The 26,726-nt window shown below is 61.0% G+C and carries 24 protein-coding genes; 14 read left to right on the top strand and 10 right to left on the bottom strand.

The features are described from left to right. Positions 1-24: 24 nt before the first annotated feature. The gene (locus tag ACU680_RS22235) at positions 25-513 is read right to left on the bottom strand and encodes an Lrp/AsnC ligand binding domain-containing protein (protein ID WP_003177284.1); all 489 of its coding nucleotides are present in this window, start codon (positions 511-513) and stop codon (positions 25-27) included. Positions 514-670: 157 nt separating this feature from the next. Between ACU680_RS22235 and dadA the strand changes: the two genes are divergently transcribed. From dadA to ACU680_RS22205, 6 genes are all read left to right on the top strand, one after another. Then, positions 671-1,975, top strand: a complete 1,305-nt coding sequence (dadA, locus tag ACU680_RS22230; RefSeq protein ID WP_025112723.1) for a D-amino acid dehydrogenase — start codon at positions 671-673, stop codon at positions 1,973-1,975. After that, on the top strand, positions 1,947-2,300 hold the full coding sequence (locus tag ACU680_RS22225) for a RidA family protein (protein WP_448180532.1): 354 nt from the start codon (positions 1,947-1,949) through the stop codon (positions 2,298-2,300). Before dadA ends, ACU680_RS22225 begins: the two co-directional genes overlap by 29 nt. Positions 2,301-2,396: 96 nt before the next feature. Continuing rightward, complete coding sequence (alr, locus tag ACU680_RS22220) at positions 2,397-3,470, top strand: alanine racemase (RefSeq protein ID WP_448180531.1); 1,074 nt, start codon at positions 2,397-2,399, stop codon at positions 3,468-3,470. An 88-nt stretch (positions 3,471-3,558) separates the two neighbouring features. Further along, positions 3,559-4,107 carry a cupin domain-containing protein gene (locus ACU680_RS22215; RefSeq protein ID WP_007920393.1) on the top strand — a complete coding sequence of 183 codons (549 nt, stop codon included), beginning with the start codon at positions 3,559-3,561 and terminating at the stop codon, positions 4,105-4,107. 181 nt (positions 4,108-4,288) lie between these two features. Then, a complete protein-coding gene (locus ACU680_RS22210; RefSeq protein WP_108588940.1) occupies positions 4,289-4,705 on the top strand; it encodes a c-type cytochrome in 417 nt (138 codons plus the stop codon). A 135-nt stretch (positions 4,706-4,840) separates the two neighbouring features. Continuing rightward, complete coding sequence (locus ACU680_RS22205) at positions 4,841-6,763, top strand: acetyl-CoA hydrolase/transferase C-terminal domain-containing protein (protein ID WP_448180530.1); 1,923 nt, start codon at positions 4,841-4,843, stop codon at positions 6,761-6,763. Positions 6,764-6,890: 127 nt separating this feature from the next. Here the strand turns inward: ACU680_RS22205 and ACU680_RS22200 are convergent, their stop codons facing one another. Beyond that, a complete protein-coding gene (locus ACU680_RS22200; protein ID WP_007962388.1) occupies positions 6,891-7,463 on the bottom strand; it encodes a xanthine phosphoribosyltransferase in 573 nt (190 codons plus the stop codon). A gap of 55 nt (positions 7,464-7,518) precedes the next feature. After that, complete coding sequence (gene rep / locus ACU680_RS22195; protein ID WP_448180529.1) at positions 7,519-9,528, bottom strand: DNA helicase Rep; 2,010 nt, start codon at positions 9,526-9,528, stop codon at positions 7,519-7,521. Positions 9,529-9,790: 262 nt separating this feature from the next. On the opposite strand from rep, the gene ACU680_RS22190 reads away from it, so the two are divergent. Next, positions 9,791-11,461 carry a putative bifunctional diguanylate cyclase/phosphodiesterase gene (locus ACU680_RS22190; protein WP_448180528.1) on the top strand — a complete coding sequence of 557 codons (1,671 nt, stop codon included), beginning with the start codon at positions 9,791-9,793 and terminating at the stop codon, positions 11,459-11,461. A 70-nt stretch (positions 11,462-11,531) separates the two neighbouring features. Here the strand turns inward: ACU680_RS22190 and ACU680_RS22185 are convergent, their stop codons facing one another. After that, positions 11,532-12,926 carry a NorM family multidrug efflux MATE transporter gene (locus ACU680_RS22185; protein ID WP_448180527.1) on the bottom strand — a complete coding sequence of 465 codons (1,395 nt, stop codon included), beginning with the start codon at positions 12,924-12,926 and terminating at the stop codon, positions 11,532-11,534. Between the two features lie 158 nt (positions 12,927-13,084). Here ACU680_RS22185 and ACU680_RS22180 point away from each other — a divergent pair, with 158 nt between their 5' ends. The 3 genes from ACU680_RS22180 (at position 13,085) to ACU680_RS22170 (ending at position 17,604) form a co-directional block, all read left to right on the top strand. Further along, the gene (locus ACU680_RS22180) at positions 13,085-14,005 is read left to right on the top strand and encodes a LysR substrate-binding domain-containing protein (RefSeq protein ID WP_202369178.1); all 921 of its coding nucleotides are present in this window, start codon (positions 13,085-13,087) and stop codon (positions 14,003-14,005) included. Positions 14,006-14,193: 188 nt separating this feature from the next. Then, complete coding sequence (locus tag ACU680_RS22175) at positions 14,194-16,170, top strand: methyl-accepting chemotaxis protein (protein WP_448180526.1); 1,977 nt, start codon at positions 14,194-14,196, stop codon at positions 16,168-16,170. A gap of 219 nt (positions 16,171-16,389) precedes the next feature. Beyond that, complete coding sequence (locus ACU680_RS22170; protein WP_448180525.1) at positions 16,390-17,604, top strand: aldose 1-epimerase family protein; 1,215 nt, start codon at positions 16,390-16,392, stop codon at positions 17,602-17,604. Here ACU680_RS22170 and ACU680_RS22165 read toward each other — a convergent pair. Together ACU680_RS22165 and ACU680_RS22160 are read right to left on the bottom strand one after the other, a co-directional pair. Then, positions 17,601-19,094 carry a YifB family Mg chelatase-like AAA ATPase gene (locus tag ACU680_RS22165; protein WP_448180524.1) on the bottom strand — a complete coding sequence of 498 codons (1,494 nt, stop codon included), beginning with the start codon at positions 19,092-19,094 and terminating at the stop codon, positions 17,601-17,603. The two genes, ACU680_RS22170 and ACU680_RS22165, sit on opposite strands and share 4 nt — an antisense overlap. Positions 19,095-19,856: 762 nt before the next feature. Further along, positions 19,857-20,117 carry an accessory factor UbiK family protein gene (locus ACU680_RS22160; RefSeq protein WP_011336527.1) on the bottom strand — a complete coding sequence of 87 codons (261 nt, stop codon included), beginning with the start codon at positions 20,115-20,117 and terminating at the stop codon, positions 19,857-19,859. Positions 20,118-20,530: 413 nt separating this feature from the next. On the opposite strand from ACU680_RS22160, the gene glnK reads away from it, so the two are divergent. The 4 genes from glnK (at position 20,531) to sutA (ending at position 23,315) form a co-directional block, all read left to right on the top strand. After that, a complete protein-coding gene (gene glnK, locus ACU680_RS22155) occupies positions 20,531-20,869 on the top strand; it encodes a P-II family nitrogen regulator (RefSeq protein WP_002555808.1) in 339 nt (112 codons plus the stop codon). Between the two features lie 37 nt (positions 20,870-20,906). Further along, a complete protein-coding gene (locus ACU680_RS22150) occupies positions 20,907-22,244 on the top strand; it encodes an ammonium transporter (protein ID WP_448180523.1) in 1,338 nt (445 codons plus the stop codon). Positions 22,245-22,460: 216 nt separating this feature from the next. Continuing rightward, positions 22,461-22,886 carry a secondary thiamine-phosphate synthase enzyme YjbQ gene (locus ACU680_RS22145; protein WP_367082020.1) on the top strand — a complete coding sequence of 142 codons (426 nt, stop codon included), beginning with the start codon at positions 22,461-22,463 and terminating at the stop codon, positions 22,884-22,886. A gap of 102 nt (positions 22,887-22,988) precedes the next feature. Then, the gene (sutA, locus tag ACU680_RS22140; protein ID WP_007964546.1) at positions 22,989-23,315 is read left to right on the top strand and encodes a dormancy-specific transcriptional regulator SutA; all 327 of its coding nucleotides are present in this window, start codon (positions 22,989-22,991) and stop codon (positions 23,313-23,315) included. A 233-nt stretch (positions 23,316-23,548) separates the two neighbouring features. On the opposite strand, the gene ACU680_RS22135 is transcribed toward sutA, so the two are convergent. The 4 genes from ACU680_RS22135 to dapF are packed head-to-tail and all read right to left on the bottom strand — an operon-like array spanning position 23,549 to position 26,724. Then, positions 23,549-24,256, bottom strand: a complete 708-nt coding sequence (locus tag ACU680_RS22135) for an HAD family hydrolase (protein WP_448180522.1) — start codon at positions 24,254-24,256, stop codon at positions 23,549-23,551. After that, a complete protein-coding gene (gene xerC, locus ACU680_RS22130) occupies positions 24,253-25,152 on the bottom strand; it encodes a tyrosine recombinase XerC (RefSeq protein ID WP_367082016.1) in 900 nt (299 codons plus the stop codon). Before xerC ends, ACU680_RS22135 begins: the two co-directional genes overlap by 4 nt. A 2-nt stretch (positions 25,153-25,154) precedes the next feature. Then, a complete protein-coding gene (locus ACU680_RS22125) occupies positions 25,155-25,880 on the bottom strand; it encodes a DUF484 family protein (protein ID WP_097089519.1) in 726 nt (241 codons plus the stop codon). A 13-nt stretch (positions 25,881-25,893) separates the two neighbouring features. Next, positions 25,894-26,724, bottom strand: a complete 831-nt coding sequence (gene dapF / locus ACU680_RS22120) for a diaminopimelate epimerase (RefSeq protein WP_007964539.1) — start codon at positions 26,722-26,724, stop codon at positions 25,894-25,896. Positions 26,725-26,726 lie beyond the last annotated feature (2 nt).

The following is a 26,726-nucleotide window of genomic DNA, read 5'->3' as shown; positions in this document are numbered from 1 at the left end:
GGGCCGGATCAGGCAGCACAAATCTCAGTCCGGAATCGGCAGGCTCAGACTCTCCTTCACCTCTTCCATCACGATATAGCTCTTCGACTCACGCACATGCGGCAGCTTCAACAGAATGTCGCCCAGCAGCTTGCGGTACGAGGCCATCTCGGAAATCCGCGCCTTCACCAGATAGTCGAAATCCCCTGACACCAGGTGGCATTCCAGCACGTGCGGCAGTTTCAGCACCGCGCGGCGGAACTCCTCGAACGTGTCGCCGGATTTGTAATCCAGACTGATCTCGACGAACACCAGCAGGCTACCCTTCAAATGCTGCGGATTGAGCCGGGCGTTGTAGCCCATGATGATCCCCTCGCGCTCCAGCCGCCGCACCCGCTCCGTACATGGCGTGGTGGACAGGCCGACCTTTTCCCCGAGTTCGGTAAACGATATGCGCCCGTCCGCCTGCAGGATCCGCAAGATGTTGCGGTCGATCTTGTCCAGCTCACGTTTGGTCTGAGTGTTGGTACGCATAGGGGATGCGCCTCCGTGAAAAGGGTTTTTGCCGAGAATTGTCGCCAAATATAGGCGCTTATATAGTGAAATGCACTGGCCATTCTTTTTTACACTGCGCGCATCATTGCTCTAACAACAGACGTACGCGGCCCCTGCCGCGATGAGGGATACAAAAATGCGCGTAATGGTCTTGGGTAGCGGCGTCATCGGTACCGCCAGTGCTTACTATCTGGCCCGTGCCGGGTTTGAAGTGGTGGTGGTCGACCGGCAGCCAGCCGTGGCCATGGAGACCAGTTTCGCCAACGCCGGCCAGGTGTCGCCGGGTTATGCCTCGCCGTGGGCCGCACCGGGCGTGCCGCTCAAGGCCATCAAGTGGCTGTTGCAGCGCCACGCGCCGCTGGCGATCAAGGCCACTGCCGACATCGATCAGTACCTGTGGATGGCGCAGATGCTGCGCAACTGCACCGCCAGCCGTTACGCGGTGAACAAGGAGCGCATGGTGCGTCTGTCCGAGTACAGCCGCGACTGCCTCGACGAACTGCGCGCCGAAACCGGTATCGCCTACGAAGGCCGCAGCCTCGGTACCACCCAACTGTTCCGCACTCAGGCGCAGCTCGATGGCGCCGCCAAAGACATCGCCGTGCTGAAAGAATCCGGCGTGCCGTTTGAAGTCCTCGACCGCGCCGGCATTGCCCGCGTCGAACCGGCCCTGGCCAATGTCACCGACATCCTCGCCGGCGCCCTGCGGCTGCCGAACGACCAGACCGGCGACTGCCAGATGTTCACCACGCGCCTGGCGGAAATGGCCGTGAAACTCGGTGTGGAATTCCGCTTCGGTCAGGACATTCAGCGCCTCGACTACGCCGGTGACCGCATCAACGGCGTGTGGATCGACGGCAAGCTGGAAACCGCCGATCGTTACGTGCTGGCCCTAGGCAGCTACTCGCCGCAACTGCTCAAGCCGCTGGGCATCAAGGCGCCGGTGTATCCGCTCAAGGGTTACTCGCTGACCGTGCCGATCACCAACCCGGACATGGCCCCGACTTCGACCATTCTCGACGAGACCTACAAGGTTGCGATCACCCGTTTCGACAACCGCATCCGCGTCGGCGGCATGGCGGAGATCGCCGGTTTTGACCTGTCGCTGAATCCGCGTCGGCGCGAAACCCTGGAGATGATCGTCAACGACCTTTATCCTCAGGGCGGCAATCTGGCCGAGGCGAGCTTCTGGACCGGTCTGCGTCCGACCACCCCGGACGGTACACCGATCGTTGGCGCCACGCCGTTCAAGAACCTGTTCCTCAACACCGGTCACGGCACCCTGGGTTGGACCATGGCGTGCGGTTCCGGTCGTTTGCTGGCCGATCTGATGGCGAAGAAAAAACCGCAGATCAGCGCCGAAGGCCTCGATATTTCCCGTTACGGCAACAAGCCTCAGGAGTCCGCAAAACATGGCAATCCAGCGCCAGCTCACCAATGAGCGCATGAGTCAGATCGTCAGCCACAACGGTACGGTGTATCTGGCCGGACAGGTCGGCGACGACTTCAACGCCGGGATTGAACAACAAACCCGCGACGTGCTCGCCAACATCGAGCGTTTGCTGGATCTGGCCGGTACTGACAAGCAGCATCTGCTGTCGGCAACGATCTACCTGAACGACATCGAGGCGCACTTTGCCGGGATGAACTCGGTGTGGGATCAGTGGCTGCCCAAAGGTGCTGCTCCGGCTCGCGCCACCGTCGAAGCGAAGATGGCCAAGCCGAGCATTCTGGTAGAAATCTCTATCGTCGCCGCGCTGCCGTAACCCGTTGTAAAGATCCCTCTCCCGGCGCTGTTGGCGGTTCACGTCGTCAGTCGGCGCCGGTTTTTTATTTCCATGACCGCCTAGAAGTCTGCCGCCATGCGTCCTGCCCGTGCCCTGATCGACCTAGAAGCCCTGCGTCACAACTACCGAATTGCCCGCGAAGTCACCGGCGCCAAGGCGCTGGCTGTGATCAAGGCTGATGCCTACGGTCATGGTGCGGTGCGCTGCGCCCAGGCGCTGGAAACCGAGGCCGACGGGTTTGCCGTCGCATGCATCGAAGAAGCGCTGGAGCTGCGCGCGGCCGGCATCAAGGCCCCGGTGCTGCTGCTCGAAGGGATCTTCGAAGCCGATGAACTGGCGCTGATCGTCGAGCATGATTTCTGGACCGTGGTGCATTCGCTGTGGCAGCTCGAAGCTATCGAGCAGGCGGCACTGAGCAAACCGATCACCGTGTGGCTCAAGCTCGATTCCGGCATGCACCGTGTGGGCCTGCATCCGAAGGATTACGCGGCTGCCTACCAGCGTCTGCTGGCCAGCGGCAAAGTGGCGAAGATCGTGCTGATGAGCCACTTCGCTCGTGCTGATGAACTGCATGAGCAAAGCAGTGCCGATCAGGTCGCGGTGTTCGAAGCGGCGCGTCAGGGCCTCGCCGCCGAAATCAGCCTGCGCAACTCGCCGGCTGTACTTGGTTGGCCGCAGATTCACAGCGACTGGGTACGCCCGGGCATCATGCTCTACGGCGCCACGCCGTTCGAAGAAGCCAACGCCGTGGCCGAGCGTCTGCAGCCAGTGATGACCCTCGAATCGAAAGTCATCTGCGTGCGTGAACTGCCCGCCGGCGAGCCGATCGGCTACGGCGCCAAATTCATCACCGACAAGCCGATGCGCATCGGCGTGGTCGCCATGGGCTATGCCGACGGCTACCCGCGTCAGGCACCGACCGGCACGCCGGTTCTGGTGGCCGGCAAGCGCAGCCGGATTCTTGGCCGTGTGTCGATGGACATGCTGTGTATCGACCTCACCGATGTGCCGGAGGCGGACCTCGGTTCTACCGTCGAACTGTGGGGCAAAAACATCCTCGCCAGTGAAGTGGCGCAGTGGGCGGACACCATTCCGTACCAGATCTTCTGCAACCTGCGTCGGGTGCCAAGGCTCTATTCCGAGGGTTGAAGCCGCTGCGGGGACCAAGTGTTGTAAATACTGAACGCTGTCGCCATGATAACGCTCAATATTCTTACAACATCAGGAGGCTCCCGCCTTGGACGTCGGTGAACGACTGCAATCGATCCGCAAGCTCAAAGGGCTTTCCCAGCGTGAACTCGCCAAACGCGCGGGCGTCACCAACAGCACCATTTCGATGATCGAAAAGAACAGCGTCAGTCCTTCGATCAGTTCGCTGAGGAAGGTTCTGGGCGGGATTCCCATGTCCATGGTCGAGTTCTTTTCCGAAGAAATCCTGCAGGAAGTCCCGACCCAGATCGTCTACAAGGCCAACGAGCTGATCGACATCTCCGACGGCGCGGTGACCATGAAACTGGTCGGCCGCGCGCACCCGAGCCGGGCCATCGCGTTTCTCAACGAAATCTACCCGCCGGGCGCTGATACCGGCGAAGAAATGCTCACCCATGAAGGCGAAGAAACCGGGATTCTGGTGGAAGGGCGTCTGGAATTGGTGGTGGGTCTGGAAACTTTTATTCTCGAAGCCGGCGACAGCTACTACTTTGAAAGTACCAAGCCGCATCGTTTCCGTAATCCGTTCGACGCGCCCGCGCGACTAATCAGCGCAGCCACGCCGGCGAATTTTTAAACAGAGAGGCGCCAGACCATGACGGCAAAGGCGTCCGCAGAGTTTTCCACAGCGCGGTATAACCCCTTCGACTATGGGGTTGTTTCAGTGTGGCGGGCTACCCGCTATACTTGCGCCCGCCTGCGAACCGTGGCCGCAGGCGTGAATAGCCACCATTGAGGGTGAACGCGTGAACCTAATTATGAAAATGCTGGCCGCACCAGCAACCGTACTGGCCCTCTGGGCTGTCAGCGCTCAAGCTGCGACGAATGACGACATTGCCAAGCGCCTCGAGCCAGTCGGCCAGGTGTGTGTTCAGGGGCAGGAATGCAAGGGCATGGAAGTCGCTGCCGCCGCTGGCGGTGGTGGTGGGGCGAAAACCCCTGATGAAGTGATTGCAAAACATTGCAACGCTTGCCACGGTACCGGCCTGCTGGGCGCACCGAAAATCGGTGACGCAGCGGCCTGGAAAGACCGTGCTGATCACCAGGGCGGCCTCGACGGCCTGCTGGCCAAAGCCATCACCGGCCTGAATTCGATGCCACCCAAAGGTACCTGCGCCGACTGCTCGGATGACGAGTTGAAGGGCGCGATCCAGAAGATGTCCGGCCTGAAGTAAGCCGCGCTTCTGACGAAAAATACCGTCTTCGGACGGTTTTTTTGTGCCTGCGATTCACGGCTTTCGCTGTCCTTTGCAGCAAAGTCGAGGCAAGCTCGGTCTACCTCTATTCACGGAATGGGCAGGAGGCTTCAGATGGTGCAGTTGTGTTCGATCGAACAGGCAGTGGACGAGGTGCTCGCACGCTTGCCGGCGCATATCCACATGGGCATGCCGCTGGGGCTGGGCAAGCCCAATCACTTCGTCAACGCGCTGTACCGGCGCATCAAGAGCCTGCCCGAGCGGCAACTGACGATCTACACCGCGCTGTGCCTGGGGCGGCCGACGCTGGGCGACGGTCTGCAGAAGCGCTTTATCGAACCCTTCGTCGAGCGCGTCTTCGGCGACTACCCCGAATTTGATTTCCTTGCCGACCTGCACCGCGACAGCCTGCCCGCCAATATCCGCATCGAACAGTTTTTCATGCAGCCCGGCAGCCTGCTCAACAGCCCGCCGGCCCAGCAGGATTACGTCAGCAGCAACTACAGCCACGCCGCCCGCGACATCAACGCCGCCGGCCTCAATCTGGTAGCACAATTGCTCGCCAGCAGCAGCGAACATCCCGATCGCCTGAGCCTGAGCTGCAATCCGGACATCACCCTCGACCTGTTGCCGATGATCGCCAAGCGCCGTGAGGCGGGGGAAACCATTCTGCTGGTCGGCCAGGTGCACACCGATCTGCCGTACATGCCCGGCGATGCCGAAGTCGATATCGACACCTTCGACCTGCTGATCGACGCGAAGGACAGCAGTACGCTGTTTTCCACGCCGAACATGCCGGTGGGCTTTCAGGATCATTTCATCGGCCTGCACGCCAGCACCCTGGTGCGCGACGGCGGCACGTTGCAGATCGGCATCGGCTCAATGGGCGATGCACTGACCGCCGCACTGCTGGCGCGGCAGGCAGATAACGCCGGTTACCAAGCGTTGCTCAATGACATCAATCTCAGCCAGTGGGCGAAGTTGATCGAGCGCGAGGGCGGTACCGCGCCATTCGCCAAAGGCCTGTATGGCTGCAGTGAAATGTTCGTCAACGGTCTGCTGGTGCTGGCGGATGCCGGGATCATCCGGCGCAAGGTCTACCCCGACGTGCACACTCAGGAGCAGGCCAACGCCGGCACCCTCGATGAGTCGGCGCAGACCGATGGCATCTCTGTGCACGGCGGTTTCTTCCTCGGCCCGCGCAGTTTCTACGAGCGCCTGCGTGAACTGCCGTTGAGCAAGCGCCTTGAATTCAACATGACCCGCATCAGCTACATCAACGAGCTGTACGGGCAGGAAGAGCTCAAGCGCTTGCAGCGCCTTGATGCGCGGTTCATCAATACCGTGTTCACCATGACGCTGATGGGCGCGGGTGTGGCTGATCAACTGGAAGACGGGCGGGTGCTCAGCGGCGTTGGCGGGCAATACAACTTCGTCGCTCAGGGCCACGCGCTGCACGATGCGCGCTCGATTCTGATCCTGCGCAGCTGGCGCGAGTCCGGCGGCGAGGTCAGCTCGAACATCGTCTGGGAGTACGGGCACTGCACGATTCCACGGCACCTGCGCGACATCGTGGTCACCGAGTACGGCATCGCCGATCTGCGCGGCAAGTCCGATGCGGTGGTGATCGAGTCGTTGCTCAATATCAGCGATTCACGCTTCCAACCGGGGCTGATCGAGCAAGCACAGAAGGTCGGCAAACTGCCGAAGGATTTCCGCCTCGATCCACGCTTTGCCGATAACACCCCGCAACGTTTGCAGGCGATTGCGGCGAAGCATCCGAACCTGTTTCCGGAGTATCCGCTGGGTTGTGATTTCAGCGCGATCGAGCGGGATCTGCTGCGGGCGCTGAACTGGTTGAAGAGCAAGTTCAAGCTGAGCGAGATATTGGAGCTGGGCAAGGCTGCGCTGGATGCGCCGGATGCATCGTTGTTTCCCGAGCACCTGGAACGAATGCAACTGACCAACCCGGAAGGCTTGAAGGAAGACCTGTTCCAGCGCTTGCTGCTCACTGGCCTGAAGGCCACCGCACAATAATCGTCTACCACAAACCTGTAGGAGCTGCGGCACGCTGCGATCTTTTGAGGTTGATTCTAAAAATCAGGATCAAAAGATCGCAGCCTCGTTGCACTCGACAGCTCCTACAGGGGGGCTGCGGGTGGCTTTATTCGATGAAAGTGACGACGCCATCCTTCAGCGATTTGACGCGCGCCAGCGATTCGACGCGGTAGCCCTGCGAATCCAGTTCGGCACGGCCGCCCTGGAACGACTTCTCGATCACGATCCCGAGGCCCGCCACGGTGGCGCCAGCCTGCTTGATGATCGAAATCAGCGCTTGCGAGGCCTTACCGTTGGCCAGGAAGTCATCGATGATCAGCACGCGGTCGCTGCTGGTCAGGTGCCGTGGCGAGATGGCCACGGTGCTTTCGGTCTTTTTGGTGAACGAGTAAACGGTCGCCGACAGCAGGTTTTCGGTCAGGGTCAGGGACTGTTGCTTGCGGGCGAAGATCACCGGCACGCCCAGGTTCAGACCGGTCATGATCGCCGGGGCGATGCCCGAGGCTTCGATGGTGACGATCTTGGTGATGCCCGAGTCCTTGAACAGCGTGGCGAATTCGTCGCCGATCAGCTTCATCAGGGCCGGGTCGATCTGGTGGTTCAGAAAGGCGTCGACTTTCAGGACCTGGTCGGAAAGCACGATGCCTTGTTCGCGGATTTTCTGCTGCAATGCTTCCATGAAGCTGTCCTCGTTCAGCGCTTGTGCGCTCTAAGCTTTAAAAAAGTGGTCAATTCTAGCGCTTTAACATCGCGCGTATATCAGCCAATGCGCTATTGCCGCGCACGGCTTTGACTTCGGTCGGTGTGTCGTCGTTGCCTTCCCACGCCAGGTCGTCCGGCGGCAGTTCATCGAGGAAGCGACTGGGCGCGCAGTCGATGATTTCGCCGTACTGTTTGCGTTTGGCGGCGAAGGTGAACGCCAGGGTCTGACGGGCGCGGGTGATGCCCACGTAGGCCAGGCGGCGCTCTTCTTCGATGGTGTCGGCTTCGATACTGGAGCGGTGCGGAAGGATTTCCTCCTCCATGCCCATGATGAACACGTAAGGGAATTCCAGCCCTTTGGACGCATGCAGGGTCATCATCTGCACGCCTTCGGCGCCGTCCTCTTCTTCCTGCTGACGTTCCAGCATGTCGCGCAGGACCAGTTTGCCGATGGCGTCCTCGACGGTCATCTCGCCGTCTTCGTCTTTTTCCAGGGTGTTCTTCAAGGCTTCGATGAGGAACCAGACGTTGCTCATCCGGTAGTCCGCAGCCTTGTCGCTGGAACTGTTGGTGCGCAGCCAGTTCTCGTAGTCGATGTCCATGACCATGCTGCGCAGGGCCGAGATCGGGTCTTCGCCGGCACACTGCTCGCGCACCTTGTCCATGAAGCGCTTGAAGCGCGACAGGCGATCGGTGAAGCGGCTGTCGAGATGTTCGCCCAGACCGATTTCATCGGTGGCGGCGTACATCGAGATCTTGCGTTCGGTGGCGTAGTTGCCGAGTTTTTCCAGGGTCGTGGAGCCGATTTCCCGGCGCGGCACGTTGATCACCCGCAGAAAGGCGTTGTCGTCGTCCGGGTTCACGATCAGGCGGAAGTAGGCCATCAGGTCCTTCACTTCCTGGCGGCCGAAGAAGCTGTTGCCGCCGCTCAGGCGGTACGGCACCTGATGGTGCTGCAACTTCAGTTCGATCAGCTTGGCCTGGTAGTTGCCGCGATAGAGGATCGCGAAATCGCTGTAAGGGCGGTCGGTGCGCAAGTGCAGGCTGAGGATTTCCATGGCCACGCGCTCGGCTTCGGCGTCCTCGTTGCGGCAGCGGATCACGCGGATCTCGTCACCGTGGCCCATCTCACTCCACAGCTGCTTTTCGAATTCGTGCGGGTTGTTCGAGATCAGCACGTTGGCGCAGCGCAGGATGCGGCTGGTGGAGCGGTAGTTCTGCTCCAGCATCACCACTTTCAGCGAAGGGTAATCGTCCTTGAGCAGCATCAGGTTTTCCGGCCGCGCGCCACGCCAGGCGTAGATCGACTGGTCGTCGTCGCCCACCACGGTGAACTGGTTGCGCTTACCGATCAGCATCTTCACCAGCAGGTACTGGCTGGCGTTGGTGTCCTGATATTCGTCGACCAGCAGGTAACGCACCTTGTTCTGCCACTTTTCGAGAATGTCGGCGTGCTCTTCGAAGAGCTTTACCGGCAGCAGGATCAGGTCGTCGAAGTCCACCGCGTTGAACGCTTTCAGCGTGCGCTGGTAGTGGGTGTAGACGATGGCAGCGGTCTGTTCTTTCGGATTACGCGCGTTTTCCAGCGCCTGGGCCGGCAGGATCAGGTCGTTTTTCCAGGCGCCGATCATGTTCTTGATCTCGTCGACGCCGTCGTCGCCTGCATATTCCTTCTGCATGATGTCGGTCATCAGGGCTTTGACGTCGGTCTCGTCGAAGATCGAAAAACCGGGTTTGTAGCCCAGCCGCACGTGCTCCTTGCGGATGATGTTCAAGCCCAGGTTGTGGAACGTGCAGACCGTCAGGCCGCGACCTTCGCCGGCACGCAGCAAGGTGCCGACCCGCTCTTTCATCTCGCGCGCAGCCTTGTTGGTAAAGGTCATGGCGACGATGTACTGGGCGCGGATGCCGCAGTTCTGGATCAGGTGCGCGATCTTGCGGGTGATCACGCTGGTCTTGCCGGAGCCGGCGCCGGCGAGCACCAATAGAGGGCCGCCGACGTAGTTCACGGCTTCTTGCTGCCGGGGATTGAGTCGGGACATACGAAAATTCGGGAGTCGTTGACGAAATGGGCCGGCATTTTAACAGGCTCAGCGATTTGTGCTGCTCTCTCCGACTTGTGACGCACCACGCGATTCAAATTTGCCGGTTTTGTTACTTTCGCGGAGGATGCGCGGTGATTTTGCGGCTAATGTACTCATTCGTGACACAAAATAACGTTTTGATAACCGTTGTCATTTGGTCATTGTTGCGCGCAACGGCATAATGCCCCGCCCACATCATTGCAGAGTCTAGGGAGCTAGCTTGTCTACGCCTGTCGAACCCTTGCGTTTGCTGCTACTGGCCGAAGAGCCAGCGTGGACAGCGTTATTGCGCGAGTGTCTGGCTCCGTTGGGGAGCGCGGCGGTGCTGATCAGCGCGCCGAGCTGGGAGTCGGTCAGCAGTCTGTTCGAAGACAATCGCCACGCGGTGTTGTTGACCATTCCTGCGTTGCAGCCGGCCCCGGGTCGTTGCAGCCTGCCGACGGTGCTGCTGCTGGAACACGAACCGGCTACCGCGCCGGTTGGCGTCAGCGACTGGCTGGTGTTCGACGCGCTCGACGCAGATATGCTGCGCCGCTGCCTGCGCCACGTGCGTGAACGCGGCGTTCTCGAAAATACTCTGCAACGCCTGGCCGAACAGGATCCGCTGACCGGCATCGCCAACCGTCAGGGTTTTCAGACCCTGCTGGCGGCGCGCCTCGCGGAAAACGACGGGCGCGGTCTGGCCCTCGGGCATCTCGATCTCGACAACTTCCGTCACGCCAACGACGCCCTCGGCCATCAGGCTGGCGATCGCCTGATCCTGCAAGTCGTTGCGCGGTTGAAAAGCCAGCTCGAGGCCGGTGATCAATTGGCGCGGCTGGGCAGCGACGAATTTGCCCTGTTGATCGATACCCGTCGTGCGCCGCAACGCGCCGAGTGGATGGCCGAACGCATCACCGAAGCCTTGTCCGAGCCGTATTGGGTCGATGGCGAAAGCCTGTTGATCGGCTCCAGCCTCGGCATCGCCCATGCCCGTGCGCAGGGCGGTGCCGACCCGCTGATGTGGCACGCGCACATCGCCATGCAGCAGGCCAAGAGCACGCAGGGCTGCACCTTCCATATCTTCAACGAACGCATCAACCGCAACGCGCGGAGCATGGCCGACCTCGAAAGCGAGCTGCGCCGGGCCTTGCGCCGTGATGAGCTGGAACTGCACTACCAGCCACGGCTGAATCTTGCAGACGGGCAGATCGTCGGCCTCGAAGCCCTGGTGCGCTGGCGTCATGGCGAACGCGGTCTGCTGCCGCCGAGCGAATTCGTGCCGCTGGCCGAGCAGAGCGGTCTGATCGTGCCGCTGGGCTACTGGGTGATTTCCCGCGCCCTGCGTGACATGCAGGCGCTGCGTGAGCGCGGGCTGCCGGCGCTGCACATGGCGATCAACCTGTCGTTTCGCCAGTTTCAGGACAGCCAGTTGCTGCCGACGCTCAGTCGGCTGATTGCCGAGCGTGGGGTCGAGGCGCAGTGGCTGGAATTTGAACTGACCGAAACCGCCGTCATGCGCCGCAGCGATCTGGTCAAACAGACCATGGACGCCCTCGGCCGTCTCGGCGTGCGTTTCTCGCTGGATGATTTTGGCACCGGTTTCTCCTCGTTCGTGCACCTCAACAGTCTGCCGATCACCTTGCTGAAGATCGACAAAAGCTTTGTCGGCGGCATGGAGCAGCGCGAAGAGAATCGCAAACTGGTGCACGCGATGATCAACCTCGCGCACAACCTGCATCTGGAAGTGGTGGCCGAAGGGGTGGAAACACCGGAGCAACTTGAACTGCTGCGCGGGTTTGGCTGTGATCAGGTGCAGGGGTATCTGATCAGCCGGCCGTTGCCGTTGGCGGAACTGGTGGAGTACCTGACGTTTGGTGCCAGCCAGCAAAGTCTGGTTGAGGCCATTTAAAAGATCGCAGCCTTCGGCAGCTCCTACACAGATCCCTGTAGGAGCTGCCGAAGGCTGCGATCTTTTGATCTTAATCTGCGCGAACAGCCTCAAACCTCTGTGACACAGGCTCCAGCCGAATCATCCGCTTCATCTTCCATTCAAACGCCAGCGTCAAACTCACCGCCGCACACGCCAACCCCAGCGCCAGCCCCCACCAGACGCCAGTCGGCCCCCAATGCAGGTGAAACGCCATCCACCACGCCGCCGGCGCGCCGATCAGCCAGTAGCAGCCGAGCCCGACCAGAAACGTGGTTTTCGCGTCTTTGAGCCCACGGATACAGCCCATGGCGATGGTCTGCGTACCGTCGAACAGCTCGAACCACGCGGCCACCGCCAACAGGCTTACGGCCAGACGAATCACCTCGGCAAACGCCGGGTCGTTATGGTCGAGGAACAGCCCGACCAGTTGATTCGGCAGCAGCCAGAACACCATGGCGAAACCCAGCATCACCACCGCACCAAAGACGATGCCGACCCGCCCGGACATCCGCGCATCGCTCAGTTGCCCGGCGCCGTAATGCTGGCCGACGCGCATGGTGATCGCATACGACATGCCCGCCGGCACCATGAACGCCACCGAAACGATCTGCAGGGCGATCTGGTGCGCGCCCAACTGCGTGCTGCCCATGGTGCCCATGCACAGCGCGGCGAAGGCGAACAAGCCGACCTCCACGGCGTAGGTGCCGCCAATCGGCAGGCCGAGGCGCCACAGTTCTTTCAGGTACTGACGATTTGGTCGCGACAGGCCGGCGCGCAATGGGTAGGCGTCGTAGGCCGGATGCCGGCGGATGTGCCAGGCCAGCGCCAGCGCCATGCAATTGGCCACAATCGCGGTGACCAGACCGATGCCGGTCAGCCCCAGTTTCGGCAGACCGAACATGCCGGTGATCAACGCGTAGTTGAGCAGGAAGTTGGCCACGGTGCCGCCGAGGCTGATGACCATTACCGGTGTCGCCCGGCCGATCGCACTGGTGAAGCCGCGCAGGGCCATGAAACTCAGATAGCCGGGCAGGGCGAAGGGCAGGGCGATGAGGAATTGCCCGGCGGCGTTGACGTTGGTTTCGGTCTGGCCGAACAGCAGCAACACCGGTTTCAGATTCCACAGCAGCAGCCCGGCGCCCAGCGCCATCAGCCACGCCAGCCACAACCCGGCCTGGGTCAGGCGTGCCGCGCCGATGATGTCGCCGGCGCCCTGACGGATCGCCACCAGGGTGCCGACCGCCGCGATCACGCCGATGCAGAAAATCGACACGAACGAATAGCTCGCCGCGCCAAGACCGCCACCGGCCAGCGCTTCGGGACTCAGGCGCGCCATCATCAGGGTGTCGGTCAGCACCATCAGCATGTGCGCCAACTGTGAAGCGATCAACGGCCCTGCCAGCCGCAGGATGGCCCAGAGTTCGGTACGCACGGGATGCTGCATGGTCATCACCATTCATAAAAAGAGGGAACAGGGAACCGTCGATTCTCGGCGCTTAAACGCTTTCGCACAAAGGGATAAAAAGGATGGGTGGCATGATTAAAACTCATCCTGAGCAGATTCTGCTAAGTTGGCCACAACCCGCTATAGGAGCTTTCTGAATGTCCCGTCGTCTTCCTCCCTTGTATGCCCTGCGCGCATTCGAAGCGGCGGCGCGGCACAGTTCGTTCACCCGCGCCGCCGAAGAGCTGTCGATTACCCAGAGTGCGGTGAGTCGGCACATTCGCACGCTTGAAGAGCATTTCGCCTGCAAGCTGTTTCATCGCAGCGGACGCAACCTGCAACTGACCGAGTCAGCGCGCATGCTGTTGCCGGGGATCCGTGACGGTTTTGCGGCCCTAGAGCGCGCTTGCAACACCTTGCGCGCCGAAGACGACATCCTGCGCATGAAAGCGCCGTCGACCCTGACCATGCGCTGGTTGCTGGCGCGGCTCAGTCGCTTTCGTCATCTGCAACCGGGCAACGAAGTGCAACTGACCAGCGCCTGGATGGATGTGGACTCGGTGGATTTCAACAATGAACCGTTCGACTGCGCCGTGCTGCTGAGTGACGGGCATTTTCCGCCGGACTGGGAGGCCAGCCTGTTGTTTCCGGAAGAGCTGATTCCAGTGGGTGCGCCGAATCTGCTGAATGACCAGCCGTGGGATGTCGCACGCCTGGCCTCCACCGAACTGCTGCACCCGACCCCGGACCGGCGCGACTGGCGCAGTTGGCTGGAGCACATGGGCCTGTCCGATCAGGTGTCGCTCAAGGGCGGGCAGGTGTTCGATACCCTGGAATTGGGCATGATCGCCGCCGCCCGAGGCTACGGTGTGTCGATGGGCGATCTGCTGATGGTCGCCGAGGATGTCGCGCAGGGACGCTTGAGTCTGCCGTGGCCGACTGCCGTCGCCAGCGGACTGAATTATTACCTGGTGTGGCCAAAAACCCGTCCGGGAGGTGAACGTTTGCGCCGTCTCAGCGACTTCCTGCAAGGCGAAGTGCGCGCCATGGCGTTGCCGGTGGTCAAGCGCTTGAGCTGAAACGTTCGAGCCCGCACAATGCCGGCCTCGGGCCATAACCCCGCTATTTACTCAAGTATTCGCATTCACCGCCGAAAATGAGCATGTGGAACCGCCGTGCCGGTTGCCACGATTCACCCCCATTATTAGAACATTCCGAGCAATTGCTGCGATCAGGGAGGATCCGGTGGCTCGGCCAGGAGCTGTCCATGTCTCAACCTCGTGCCCGGATCGCCTCGCAGCTGGGTCTTGCGCTCGCCGTGATTCTTGCGATTGTCATCAGTGGCAGTACGGTGTTCGCCCTGCGTTCGCTGGATACCGCCAACCTTGCCACCCGTGAAGAACACCTCGCCAGTGAGGCGCGACTGCTGGCCGACCAGTTGAGTACCTTCCACGGCACGCTGCGCGAAAGCACCCAGCGTCTGAGCGGGTTGTTCGAAAAGCGCTTCAGTGCCGGCCTGAGCATTCACCCGGATGAACCGGTGAGTGTCGCTGGCACCCAGACGCCGGGCCTGCACCTGGGCAGCGAAGTGTTGAACAACAACTTCAAGGAAGTCGACGAGTTCAAGCAGATGACCGCTGGGGTCGCCACCCTGTTCGTGCGCAGCGGCGAAGACTTCGTCCGCGTCAGCACTTCCCTGACCAAGCAGGACGGCACTCGTGCGATCGGCACCTTGCTCGACCACGCCCACCCGGCCTATGCGAAGTTGATGGCAGGCCAAGGTTATGTCGGTCGCGCCTTGCTGTTCGACCGCTCCTACATGACTCAGTACACGCCAGTGCTCGACGGCAGCGGCAAGGTGATTGCGGTGCTGTTCGTCGGCTTCGACTACACCGATGCGCAGAACGCCCAGTTCGCCAACCTCAAGCGCTTCCGTATCGGTCAGAACGGTTCGCTGGCGTTGCTCGATGAGCAAAACAAATGGCTGGTCGCCCCGGCCGGTGTGCAAGCGCTGGATCAGGCCGTTCCGGTGATCAAGCGGCTGGCGGCGAAACCGGGCAAGGGTGAGTTCTGGAGCGACACCGCTGAAGACTTCTACAGCATTGCCGTACCGTTCGACGGCGGGCCGTGGTCGGTGGTGGCGAGCATGCCGAAAGCCGAGATTCGCGCGGTGACCTGGAGCGTCGGCACCCAACTCGCCATCGGCAGCCTGCTGGCGATGCTGATCGCGGTGGGGGCGGCGATGTGGCTGCTGCGCAGCAAGCTGCAACCGCTGGGCGACCTGGTGCGTCAGGCCGAAGCGCTGGGCGCCGGTGATCTGAGCGTGCGCCTGAACGTAGCGAGCAACGACGAAATCGGTCAGCTGTCGCGCGCGTTCAACCAGATGAGCCAGGCGCTGTCGACGATGGTCGAGCACATCCGTCGTTCTTCGGAAGAGGTCAACAGCCGCGCACAGGCGCTGTCCGGTTTGTCCGGCGGCGCGTACGAAGGCATGGAACAGCAGTCCGGCGAAATCACCAGCATGGCCGGCGCAGTTGAAGAGTTCAGCGCCACCTCGCTGAACATCGCCGACAACATGGGCGCGACCCAGCGTCTGGCCCAGGAAAACGCTCAGCAAACGCAGATCGGTCGCAGCTCGATGGAAGAAGCGTCGTCCTCGCTGGAGCAAATCGCTGGCGCATTGAACACCACGGCCACCGTGATCAACACCCTCGGTCAGCGCTCCCAGGAAATCGGCGGCATTGTCAGCGTGATCACCTCGATCGCCGAACAGACCAACCTGCTGGCGCTCAACGCGGCCATCGAAGCAGCGCGTGCTGGTGAACAGGGCCGTGGTTTTGCCGTGGTCGCTGATGAGGTGCGTAACCTGGCTTCGCGCACCCGTCAGGCCACTGATGAAATTTCCGGGATGATTCACAGCATCCAGCAGGAAACCGGCAACGCCATCAGCACCATGGAGCAGGGCAACCTGCTGATGCAGGAAGGCCTGTCGCGTAACGCCAATGTTGCCTCGGCGCTGGCGCGGATCGACGAGCAGAGCCGCTCGGCGGGGCAGCAGTTTGCCGCGATTACAACGGCGACGCAGGAGCAGAGCAGTACCGCCACCTTGCTCAGCAGCAATCTGCAGAGCATTGCGCTGGCCAACAGTGAGCAGCGTGAGGTGGTGTCGAACCTCGCGGTCACCGCCAAGGAGCTGGAGAAGCTGGCGGCGGACTTGCGTTCCGAGGTTGATCGCTTCCGTTGATACAGCCTTGATATAGCTTTCGCGAGCAAGCTCGCTCCCACAGTTTCCGGCGTGAATCACAGATTCTGTGAACACCCGAGATCCCTGTGGGAGCGAGCTTGCTCGCGAATGGATCCCCGCCAATTCTTGGTAAATCACACGATCGCAAGCTCCATTGCACTTGCTGAAACGTTTCCGCAGCGCTATAAAAATGGCACAACTCCAATAAAGGCTGCTGCCATGACCCCGCTCAAACTCGCCGTTGCACTCGGCGCACTCTCTGCTGCTTCCCACGCCATGGCGTGGGATTACGTACTCCTCGATACCAACAAGCCCGCGCAAAACTGGAGCATTACCAGTGAGCAACTCGGGGTGAAAACCGCCAAGCCTTTCTCCGTGAGTCTGCGAACCTTGCACGGCGGACGTCAGGAAGGTGTCAGCATCGTCGATATCGATAACGGCACGATGAAACTCTCGGTGGTGCCGACCCGCGGCATGAATGTCTTGCAGGCGTCGGTCGGTAACGTGCGTATGGGTTGGGATTCGCCGGTCAAGGAAGTGGTCAACCCGGCCTTCATTGAACTCAATGGGCGCGGTGGCCTGGGCTGGCTGGAGGGCTTCAACGAGCTGGTAACCCGCTGCGGTTACGAATGGGTCGGCCATCCCGGCATCGACAATGGCGAGTTGCTGACTCTGCACGGGCGCGCCGCCAACATCCCGGCCAGCAGCGTTACCCTGCACATTGATGAGAAGCCGCCGTACGCCATCAGCCTGCGCGGCGAACTGAAGGAGCAGGCCTTCAAGAAAGTCGACTTCTCGGTCGTCACTGAGCTTGTCACCGAGCCGGGCAGCGTGCGCTTTGCCCTCAACGATACGCTGACTAACAACGGCGATTATCCGAAGGAATACCAGGCGCTGTATCACAGCAACTTCAGCACGCCGTTCCTCGAGCAGGGTGCACGGTTCGCGGCGCCGGTGAAACAGGTCTCGCCATTCAACGACAAGGCCAAAGCCGAGTTGACAGATTGGCAGACATATCGTGGTCCAACCAAGGACTACGACGAAACCGTCTATAACGTCGTGCCCTACGCCGACGCCCAAGGTGAAACCCTGACTGTTTTGCACAACAAGGCTGGCAGCCTCGGTGTCTCTGTTGGCTTCAATACTCAACAGCTGCCAGTGTTTTCCCTGTGGAAAAACACCGACACCCAAGGGCAGGGCTATGTCACGGGCCTTGAGCCAGGCACCAGCTTTTCCTACAACCGCCACTATCAGCGTCCGTTGAATCTGGTGCCGACCATTGCGCCAAAGGCCAGCCAACAGTTTCAGATCAGCTACAGCCTGCTGGCAGACAAAGGTGCTGTGGATAATGCGTTGAAGCGCGTGAGCGAAATCCAGGCCGGACGTGACACCGAAGTGCGGCAGACGCCGCTGGTGGATCTGACCGAGCATTAAGGCGTCGCCGGCCGATACTGCAGCGCCTCGGCCAGATGCTCACGGCTGATTGCATCGACTTGCTCAAGGTCTGCCAGGGTTCTGGCGACTTTGAGCAAACGATGGGCTGAGCGCAGTGACAAGGTCAGCCGTTCACAGGCTGATTCCAGCCATTTCTCATCGGCTTTGGATAACTGGCAGTGCCGCTTCAAGCCTGGCAGATCGAGGAACGCATTGGCACAACGCTGACGCTTTTGCTGGCGTTCCCGCGCCTCGGCCACCACGGCTGCCGCACTGGCGCTGTCCTCGCCTGGCTTCACTGCCGGATTCAACGCCGTCGCTTCCCGCGCCACCGTCAGGTGCAGATCGATCCGATCCAGCAACGGCCCAGATAGCTTGTTGCGGTAGCGCTGCACCATGTCCGGTGTACACGAGCACTTGCCGCTCGGCTCGCCAAGATATCCACAGGGACAAGGATTCATTGCCGCCACCAACTGGAAACGCGCGGGAAAGCGCACGCGATCCTTGGCTCGGGCAATCACGATATGCCCGGATTCCAGCGGCTCGCGCAGTACCTCCAACACCTTGCGATCAAATTCCGGAAGCTCGTCGAGAAACAGCACACCGTGGTGGGCGAGGGTGATCTCGCCGGGTTGCGGTTTCGAGCTGCCACCGACCAGCGCCGGTCCCGATGCAGAATGGTGCGGTTGACGGAATGGTCGCTGCGGCCAATGGGTCAGTGGCACGCCGCTGGCGACCGATTGAATCGCCGCCACTTCCAGCGCCTCGCATTCGGAGAGTGGCGGCAGCAGGCCCGGCAAACGACTCGCCAACAAGGTCTTGCCCGTTCCCGGCGGCCCACTGAACAACAGGTTATGCGCGCCCGCCGCCGCAATCAGCAGCGCCCGTTTCGCGGCCATCTGCCCTTGTACTTCGTTGAGGTCGGGATAAGGTTTCGCCGCATGGATCAGCCCGTCCGAGACATAAGGCTCGACCGGCGTATGCCCGTTGAAATGCGCCACCGCCTCGAGCAGATGATCCACCGCAAATACTTTTAACCCCGACGCCAGGCAAGCCTCCTCGGCATTCGCCCGCGGCACCACCAGTGCCCGCCCGGCCTTGCGCGCCGCCAGTGCCGCCGGCAACACCCCGCGTACCGGACGCACAGCGCCGGACAACGCCAATTCACCAAGGCATTCCACCTCATCCAGCGTCAGACACGGCACCTGCACACTCGCCGACAGAATCCCCAAGGCAATCGCCAGATCAAACCGCCCGCCGTCCTTGGGCAAGTCCGCCGGCGCCAGATTCAAGGTGATCCGCCGCGCCGGAAACTGCAGCCCGGAATTGATGATCGCGCTGCGCACCCGGTCCTTGCTCTCCTTCACCGCCGCCTCGGGCAGCCCGACCATGGTCAGCGACGGCAGACCGTTGGCCAGATGAACTTCGACAGTGACAGCGGGAGCATCCACGCCAATCTGGGCGCGACTGTGGACGATGGAGAGGGACATGGTCGTTCCTTGAGCTGAATCGGGGGGCCGCTTCCTGCGGGTTTTTGAAGGGTAGTTGGGGAAGGACGATCAGGCGGGAGCGAACTTTCACTGAATGTTGCGGGAAAGTAATCAACCAATTTCGAGGCGAAAAAAAACCGCCTTGAGTAGACGGTTTTCAGTTTGCAGGCTTCGGTGAGGCCAAGGCCTGCGTATCCTTTGCGGACACACTCACGTGGGGTCAGGTTATGCATGTTTGCTCATTGGCGCAAGTATCAGATGGGCGTGAAAGAGGGCAACGGTCCTGTTGCTAGCGCCTCCTAACGACTTGATACAAGTTGTTTAAATCGCTTTCTAAGGGCGGTCATAAAATCCGCAATGACGATGCCCACTCATGAAGTATTCGCGAAGTGTGGCCGGGAGCGTAAAGACTTCATGTTCCTCGACACGGTGTGAGACCCGTGCCGGTGCTGTATTCGGGGAACCCACACCCGGCCGCCTTAGCGGACATACTCACGTGTAGTCCCGAAGGTGTTCGTACGCCGGAAAGTGCATCGGAGGTTTGGCCCCACGCAAGGAGGGCCAAAGTATGTCTAAGTTTCTTAAACATATGTGGCGCCTCGTCAGAATCGCGTTATGGGCTTTTCGCCTGTACGAGTTTCTGCGAGACCGTTGGAATAATTCGTTGTAGAGGATTGGTCTGACGGAAACCGCTCCTGCCTCGGCAGGAGCGGTTTGATTTCTTTCGCAAATTTCAAGGCATTTGGCTCAGGGTCTGCAGACTTACTCGGCCGGCGGCGTCAGCTTGGCTTCCAGCTCTGCGACTTTCGCCTCAAGGCTTTCGAGGCGAGCGCGGGTGCGGGCCAACACAACCATCTGACTGTCAAATTCTTCGCGGCTGACCAGGTCGAGTTTGCTGAACGCACTCTGCAGCAGCATCTTGAACTGGCTTTCGATTTCGGCTTTGGGCAGCGGGGTGTCGCCGCTGAACAGGCGGGAGGCGGTGCCGCTCAGGGCGTCGAGGAAGTCTTTGGGCGCGAGCATGGAATGTGTCCTGTAAACAGTGGCGGGCAGTGTATCACGCAGTGTCTATAGTCATTGACGCAGGCACGGATGCACGCTTTTCGCGCAGGCGGACGGACGGCAACGCACCGTTGTTGTGCGTAACCGTCGGGGCTTTTTTGCGCGGGCGCCTGCGGCAGCGGCCAAGAGATTGAAATCAGAGGAATTTGGCGAGATGGCAAGCTTTCTGCTTAGTCGGTAGTGACCCATGCACTGATGCAGTCGCTGTGACGAATGCAGTGCGGCAGGCGGGACGGGGAGTTTCGTCGGCAGCGGTTAGCTGGCGTCAGTCGGGCAGGTAGGGCCGACGATGCGTTACAAAGCCAGGCACTGCGCTTAGACTTGAGTCGGGTTTGTTTTCCTGGGGCAAGTCCACCAATTCGGGAGAGAGTTTCATGAAGCTAGTCACTGCCATCATCAAGCCGTTCAAGTTGGACGACGTGCGCGAGTCGCTGTCCGAAATCGGCGTGCAGGGCATTACCGTTACTGAAGTCAAAGGCTTCGGCCGGCAGAAGGGTCACACCGAGCTGTATCGCGGCGCGGAGTATGTGGTCGATTTTCTGCCCAAGGTGAAAATCGACGTTGCCATCGACGACAAGGATCTGGATCGGGTTATCGAGGCGATAACCAAGGCTGCCAACACCGGCAAGATCGGTGACGGCAAGATCTTCGTGGTCAATCTGGAACAGGCGATCCGCATCCGTACCGGCGAAACCGATACCGACGCGATCTAAACGCCGCCACAAACCCAACGCCCCAGGAGAAAACAATATGACTCTGCGTAAATTCGCAGGGCTAGGCGCCCTGTTGTCCATCGTAATGCCCGGCCTGGCTATGGCGGCAGATCCGGTGGCGCCTCCAGTCCTCAATTCCGGCGACACCGCCTGGATGCTGACCTCCACAGCCCTCGTGCTGTTCATGACCATTCCAGGCCTGGCGCTGTTCTACGGCGGCATGGTGCGCTCGAAAAACATTCTTTCGGTGATGATGCAGTGCTTCGCCATTACCGGTCTGATCAGCGTTCTGTGGGTCATTTATGGCTACAGCATTGCGTTCGACACCACCGGCATGGAGCAGGGCGTCGTCAACTTCAACTCGTTCTTCGGCGGCATGGGCAAGGCGTTCCTCGCCGGGGTCACGCCTTCAAGCCTGACCGGTCCCGCGGCGCTGTTCCCGGAGGCGGTGTTCGTCACCTTCCAGATGACTTTCGCGATCATCACCCCGGCACTGATCGTCGGTGCGTTCGCCGAGCGAATGAAATTTTCCGCGATGCTGATCTTCATGGGCGTCTGGTTCACCCTCGTCTATGCGCCGATCGCACACATGGTCTGGTCCGGTAATGGCGGCCTGCTGTGGGACTGGGGCGTACTCGACTTCGCGGGCGGCACCGTGGTGCATATCAACGCCGGTATCGCCGGTCTGGTCGCGTGCTTGGTACTGGGCAAGCGCAAAGGCTTCCCGACCACCCCGATGGCGCCGCACAACCTCGGTTACACCCTGATGGGCGCGGCGATGCTGTGGGTCGGCTGGTTCGGCTTCAACGCCGGTTCCGCCGCAGCCGCCAACGGCACTGCCGGCATGGCGATGCTGGTCACTCAGATTGCAACCGCTGCAGCGGCTCTGGGCTGGATGTTCGCGGAGTGGATCACTCACGGCAAACCAAGCGCTCTGGGCATTGCTTCGGGTGTGGTTGCCGGTCTGGTGGCGATCACTCCGGCTGCGGGCACCGTTGGCCCGATGGGCGCACTGGTGATCGGTCTGGCGGCAGGCGTGGTGTGCTTCTTCTGTGCCACCACCCTGAAACGCAAACTTGGCTATGACGACTCCCTGGATGCCTTCGGCGTACACGGTATCGGCGGTATTCTCGGGGCGATCCTCACCGGTGTGTTCGCTGCACCGTCGCTGGGTGGCTTCGGCACAGTCACCGACATCGCCGCTCAAGTATGGATTCAGTGCAAAGGTGTCGGCTTCACGGTGATCTACACCGCAATCGTCACCTTCATCATCCTCAAGGTCCTGGACGCCGTGATGGGTCTGCGTGTGGCCGAGGAAGAAGAGGCTGTGGGTCTGGACCTGGCACAACACAACGAACGCGGCTACAACCTGTAAGTACGCGCATCGAAAAAACTTGCCCGGCTTGCCGGGCATTTTTTTGTCTGGAATTTGTCATTCAGGTGGTGGCTGAAAGGATTTTTCGTACGGCTTTGGTCGTGTTTACGACAAGCGTTTTTCTGCGGCCAATCGCTTACATCATTGCAGGAATATTAGGGCCTTTGTTTTTTCCCAGAGCGCGCTAGAATGCGCCCCGAACGTGCGGAGAACTGTATGTGGCAACAGACTCTGATAACCCTGCGGGCACGGCCCCGGGGCTTTCATCTGGTAACGGACGAGTTACTCGCCGGCCTGCCTGAACTCAAGGCGTGCCGGATCGGTCTGTTGCATTTGTGGCTGCAGCATACCTCGGCGTCGTTGACCATCAACGAGAACGCCGATCCGGCGGTCCGTCGCGACTTCGAACGATTTTTCAATCGTCTGATCCCACAAGGAACAGACGGCTATGAGCATAACGACGAAGGCCTGGACGACCTCCCGGCGCACTTCAAGGCCAGCGTGCTTGGCTGCCAGATCAGTCTGCCGGTTTCGGCAGGTCGTCTGGCACTGGGAACCTGGCAAGGCGTTTATCTGGGCGAGCACCGTGATCATGGCGGTGCGCGTAAAGTCCTCGCCACCCTGCACGGTGAAGGGGCGTAAACCGTTGGTCACCAGCGGTTACCGATTTTTTTCCGGCGACTTTCGACAGTCGCCAAAGCTGGTCTATAACTAATCTGCTTTTCGCAAGTCATGAGGTAGAACATGAGCGACGATGATCTGGAAAACGACGACCTCGAAGTAGGCGACGAAGACGAGGCCGAGGAAGGCCTGGAAGCAGCAGCGGAAGACGTTGCTGACGACGATGGCGGTGACGATACGCCGGCCCCGGCTGCCAAAGGCAAAGCCAAGGCTGCGGTGTCGGTAGACGAGTTGCCGAGCATCGAAGCCAAGAACAAGGAGCGTGACGCCCTGGCCAAGGCCATGGAAGAATTCCTTGCGCGCGGCGGCAAGGTGCAGGAAGTGGAGGCCAACGTGGTCGCCGATCCGCCCAAGAAGCCGGACAACAAGTACGGCAGCCGCCCTATCTGAGGCGTGCTACCTGCTTGCTGAAAAAGCCCGCCGTCGCTGCGGGCTTTTTCATGCCTGAAACAAAAGCGCTCGTTCACTGCGATATTGTGGCGAGGGAGCTTGCTCCCGCTGGGTCGCGAAGCGACCCCAAAATCTGCAGGCGCAGTTTTTCAGGAATATTGTGTTGGCTGGTTTTACGACTGCTGCGCAGCCGAGCGGGAGCAAGCTCCCTCGCCACAAAAAAAGGTTGTGTGTCAGCTGGAGGTGGCATTCCAGCGGGCGAGCACTGCCGGCAAATCGGTCAGGCTGCGGATCTCCGCATCCGGCAGCCGCTCGGCTTCCCAGACCTTGCCCGTGGGGTTGAACCAGACCGCGCGCATGCCGGCCTGCTGCGCCCCGGCAATGTCATCGCCTGGATGATCACCAATGTGCACGGCCGCTTCAGCACTCACGCCACCACGCTGCAACGCCTCCTGAAACAGACGCGCGTCCGGTTTGGCGATACCGATGTCTTCAGCGCACAAGGCAAACTTGAAGTAATCCGCCAGCCCCAACCGGCGCACGTCGGCGTTGCCGTTGGTGACCACGCCGAGGGCGTAATGATTGGCGAGGATTTCCAGGGTCGGTTCGACCTCCGGGAACACTTCGATCTGATGCCGTGCATGCAAAAACACCTCAAAACTCTTGTCCGCCAGCTCGGAAGCTTCGCCATGGGCATAGCCAGCGTCTTCCAGTGCGTGGAACAACACCCGTCGGCGCAACGCACTGATGCGATGCTTGAGGCCCGGTTCGCTGGCCAGAACCCGCTCCCGGATCGCCCACAGATGCTCCACCGGCACTGCGCCCAGGTTCGGTGCGTGTTCGCTCAGCCATTGGCGCAATACCGCTTCGGCGCTAACGATCACCGGGGCGGTGTCCCACAGGGTGTCGTCGAGGTCGAAGGTGATCAACTGGATATTCATGAATCGTCGCCTTTGCTGCGTTTGGCCCGTGGGTGGGCGCTGTCGTAGACCGCCGCCAGGTGCTGGAAGTCCAGGTGGGTGTAGATCTGCGTGGTCTTGATGTCCGAGTGGCCGAGCAGTTCCTGCACCGCGCGCAGGTCCTGCGAGGACTCCAGCAAGTGGCTGGCGAAAGAGTGCCGCAGCATGTGCGGGTGCAAGTTCTGCCCCAGCTCGCGCTCGCCGGCCAGTTTCACCCGCACCTGAATCGCCCGTGGGCCGAGGCGCCGACCTCGCTGGCTGACGAATACGGCGTCGTCGGCCGGGTTGGTCATGGCTCGCAGCGGCAGCCATTGCTCCAGTGCTTCGCGCGCCTTTTTGCCGACCGGCAGCAGGCGGGTCTTGCTGCCCTTGCCGAGCACCTGAACCATGCCGTCGGCCAGATCCAGCTGATCGAGATTGAGCCCGGTCAGCTCGGACAGGCGCAGGCCCGAGGAATAGAACAGTTCGAGAATCGCCTGATCACGACGAGCGAGAAAGTCGTCCTCGACCGCACCTTCCAGCAGTTGCAACGCACGGTCAGTGTCGAGGGTTTTTGGCAGGCGCCGTTCACCTTTTGGCGGCGCCAGACCGGTCGCCGGGTCGTGGTCGCACAGACCTTCGCGATTCAGATAGTGATAGAGCCCGCGCACCGCCGAAAGCAATCGGGCGAGACTGCGTGACGACTGACCCTGCGCATGCAGTCGGGCGATCAGGCTGCGTAGACGCTGAATATCCAGCGCCGCCCAACTGCCGATATTCTGCTTGATGCACCAGCCGAGGACTTTATCGAGGTCGCGGCGGTAGGCCGACAGGGTGTGCGGCGACACCTGTCGCTCACTGCGCAAGTGTTCGCAGTAAGCGTCCAGTTGCCGTTCCATGTTCAGCGTACCGAGCGCAGGGAGCTGTTGACCCGTGGCAGCACGCGGCCCATGACTTCGGCGATGTAGCTGAGGAACAGCGTACCGACCGAACTCTTGTAATGCTGCGGATCACGGCTGGCGATTGCGAGAATGCCGTGGATGCCTTGATGGCTGACCGCGACCACCGCTGTGGAGCCGATCTGCTTGCGCTGTTCTTCGCCGAACAGGAAGTCCAGTTCATGTTCACGCAGAGTGCCGCTGACGCTCTTGCCTTCGGTGAGCAGCCCGCCGATCGCGGTTTGCGCGTCGGCGTGGGTGACCCAGCGGCCGACCGGTGCCGGGTTGTCGCCGAGCAGGATCAGGCTGACAAAAGGCACCTGAAAGTCCTGGCGCAGGCTGTCTTCGACGCTGATCACCACATCTTCCAGACTGGCGGCATCCATCAGGGACAGGATCAGGCGACGGGTCTTGTCGAACAGCCGGTCGTTGTCGCGGGCGACGTCCATCAACTGCGAGAGACGATGACGCATCTCGATGTTGCGGTCGCGCAGGATGCTCATCTGCCGTTCGACCAGCGATACGGTGTCACCGCGCTGATGAGGAATGCGCATGGCAGGCAGCAGTTCTTCGTGCTCGACGAAGAAGTCCGGATGAGCCTCCAGGTATGCGGCAACCGCTGCCGCCTCCAGGCTCTCGGACGCTGATTCGTCGGACTGTCGGGCGGGTACCTGAGGCTTATCGGTCATGGCTTCTGCTCACTCAAAGACGCACTTGTCCTTCGTATACACGCACTGCCGGGCCGGTCATCAGCACCGGTTGGCCAGGGCCTGCCCATTCAATGGACAGACGCCCGCCGGGCAGGTCGATCAACAGCGGCGAATCCATCCACCCCTGGCTGATGGCCGCGACAGCCGCGGCGCAAGCGCCGGTGCCGCAGGCCTGGGTTTCCCCGGCGCCGCGTTCCCAGACGCGCAACTGCGCGCGGTTGCGGTCGATGACCTGGATGAAACCGACATTGACCCGTGCCGGGAAGCGCGGGTGGTGTTCGATTTTCGGCCCCAGTTCATGCACCGGTGCGTTGTTGATGTCCTGCACGCGCAATACGGCGTGCGGGTTGCCCATCGACACGGCGGCCAGTTCGACCGTGGTGCCGTCGACTTCCAGCTGATAGCTGCTGGCCTGCGCCGGCGCGTCGAACGGAATGTCCGCCGGCACCAGACGCGGCGCGCCCATGTTCACCCCGATCTGGCCGTCGTTACGCACGTCCAGCTCGATGATGCCGCCCTTGGTCTCGACGCGAATCTGCCGCTTGGCGGTCAGGCGCTTGTCCAGAACGAAGCGGGCGAAGCAGCGTGCACCGTTGCCGCACTGTTCCACTTCCGAGCCATCGGAGTTGAAGATCCGGTAGCGGAAATCCACGTCCGGGTTGCTCGGCGCTTCGACGATCAGCAACTGGTCGAAACCGATACCGGTGTGCCGGTCGCCCCATTGCTTGGCGTGCTTGGGCTGAATATGCGCGTGCTGGCTGACCAGGTCGAGAACCATGAAGTCATTGCCCAGGCCGTGCATTTTGGTAAAACGCAGCAGCATGG

The sequence above is a fragment of the Pseudomonas sp. LF020 genome (genome assembly GCF_053456425.1).
The sequence above is the reverse complement of the archived record's forward strand: the minus strand, read 5'-3'. Positions and strand labels throughout refer to the sequence as shown.

What these genes read in the sequence shown, in the direction of transcription:
- ACU680_RS22235 (WP_003177284.1), bottom strand. Translation starts at nt 513, where the DNA reads ATGCGTACCAACACTCAGACCAAACGTGAGCTGGACAAGATCGACCGC.
- dadA (WP_025112723.1), top strand. Translation starts at nt 671, where the DNA reads ATGCGCGTAATGGTCTTGGGTAGCGGCGTCATCGGTACCGCCAGTGCT.
- ACU680_RS22225 (WP_448180532.1), top strand. Translation starts at nt 1,947, where the DNA reads ATGGCAATCCAGCGCCAGCTCACCAATGAGCGCATGAGTCAGATCGTC.
- alr (WP_448180531.1), top strand. Translation starts at nt 2,397, where the DNA reads ATGCGTCCTGCCCGTGCCCTGATCGACCTAGAAGCCCTGCGTCACAAC.
- ACU680_RS22210 (WP_108588940.1), top strand. Translation starts at nt 4,289, where the DNA reads ATGAAAATGCTGGCCGCACCAGCAACCGTACTGGCCCTCTGGGCTGTC.
- ACU680_RS22205 (WP_448180530.1), top strand. Translation starts at nt 4,841, where the DNA reads ATGGTGCAGTTGTGTTCGATCGAACAGGCAGTGGACGAGGTGCTCGCA.
- ACU680_RS22200 (WP_007962388.1), bottom strand. Translation starts at nt 7,463, where the DNA reads ATGGAAGCATTGCAGCAGAAAATCCGCGAACAAGGCATCGTGCTTTCC.
- rep (WP_448180529.1), bottom strand. Translation starts at nt 9,528, where the DNA reads ATGTCCCGACTCAATCCCCGGCAGCAAGAAGCCGTGAACTACGTCGGC.
- ACU680_RS22185 (WP_448180527.1), bottom strand. Translation starts at nt 12,926, where the DNA reads ATGCAGCATCCCGTGCGTACCGAACTCTGGGCCATCCTGCGGCTGGCA.
- ACU680_RS22180 (WP_202369178.1), top strand. Translation starts at nt 13,085, where the DNA reads ATGTCCCGTCGTCTTCCTCCCTTGTATGCCCTGCGCGCATTCGAAGCG.
- ACU680_RS22175 (WP_448180526.1), top strand. Translation starts at nt 14,194, where the DNA reads ATGTCTCAACCTCGTGCCCGGATCGCCTCGCAGCTGGGTCTTGCGCTC.
- ACU680_RS22170 (WP_448180525.1), top strand. Translation starts at nt 16,390, where the DNA reads ATGACCCCGCTCAAACTCGCCGTTGCACTCGGCGCACTCTCTGCTGCT.
- ACU680_RS22165 (WP_448180524.1), bottom strand. Translation starts at nt 19,094, where the DNA reads ATGTCCCTCTCCATCGTCCACAGTCGCGCCCAGATTGGCGTGGATGCT.
- ACU680_RS22160 (WP_011336527.1), bottom strand. Translation starts at nt 20,117, where the DNA reads ATGCTCGCGCCCAAAGACTTCCTCGACGCCCTGAGCGGCACCGCCTCC.
- glnK (WP_002555808.1), top strand. Translation starts at nt 20,531, where the DNA reads ATGAAGCTAGTCACTGCCATCATCAAGCCGTTCAAGTTGGACGACGTG.
- ACU680_RS22150 (WP_448180523.1), top strand. Translation starts at nt 20,907, where the DNA reads ATGACTCTGCGTAAATTCGCAGGGCTAGGCGCCCTGTTGTCCATCGTA.
- ACU680_RS22145 (WP_367082020.1), top strand. Translation starts at nt 22,461, where the DNA reads ATGTGGCAACAGACTCTGATAACCCTGCGGGCACGGCCCCGGGGCTTT.
- sutA (WP_007964546.1), top strand. Translation starts at nt 22,989, where the DNA reads ATGAGCGACGATGATCTGGAAAACGACGACCTCGAAGTAGGCGACGAA.
- ACU680_RS22135 (WP_448180522.1), bottom strand. Translation starts at nt 24,256, where the DNA reads ATGAATATCCAGTTGATCACCTTCGACCTCGACGACACCCTGTGGGAC.
- xerC (WP_367082016.1), bottom strand. Translation starts at nt 25,152, where the DNA reads ATGGAACGGCAACTGGACGCTTACTGCGAACACTTGCGCAGTGAGCGA.
- ACU680_RS22125 (WP_097089519.1), bottom strand. Translation starts at nt 25,880, where the DNA reads ATGACCGATAAGCCTCAGGTACCCGCCCGACAGTCCGACGAATCAGCG.
- dapF (WP_007964539.1), bottom strand. Translation starts at nt 26,724, where the DNA reads ATGCTGCTGCGTTTTACCAAAATGCACGGCCTGGGCAATGACTTCATG.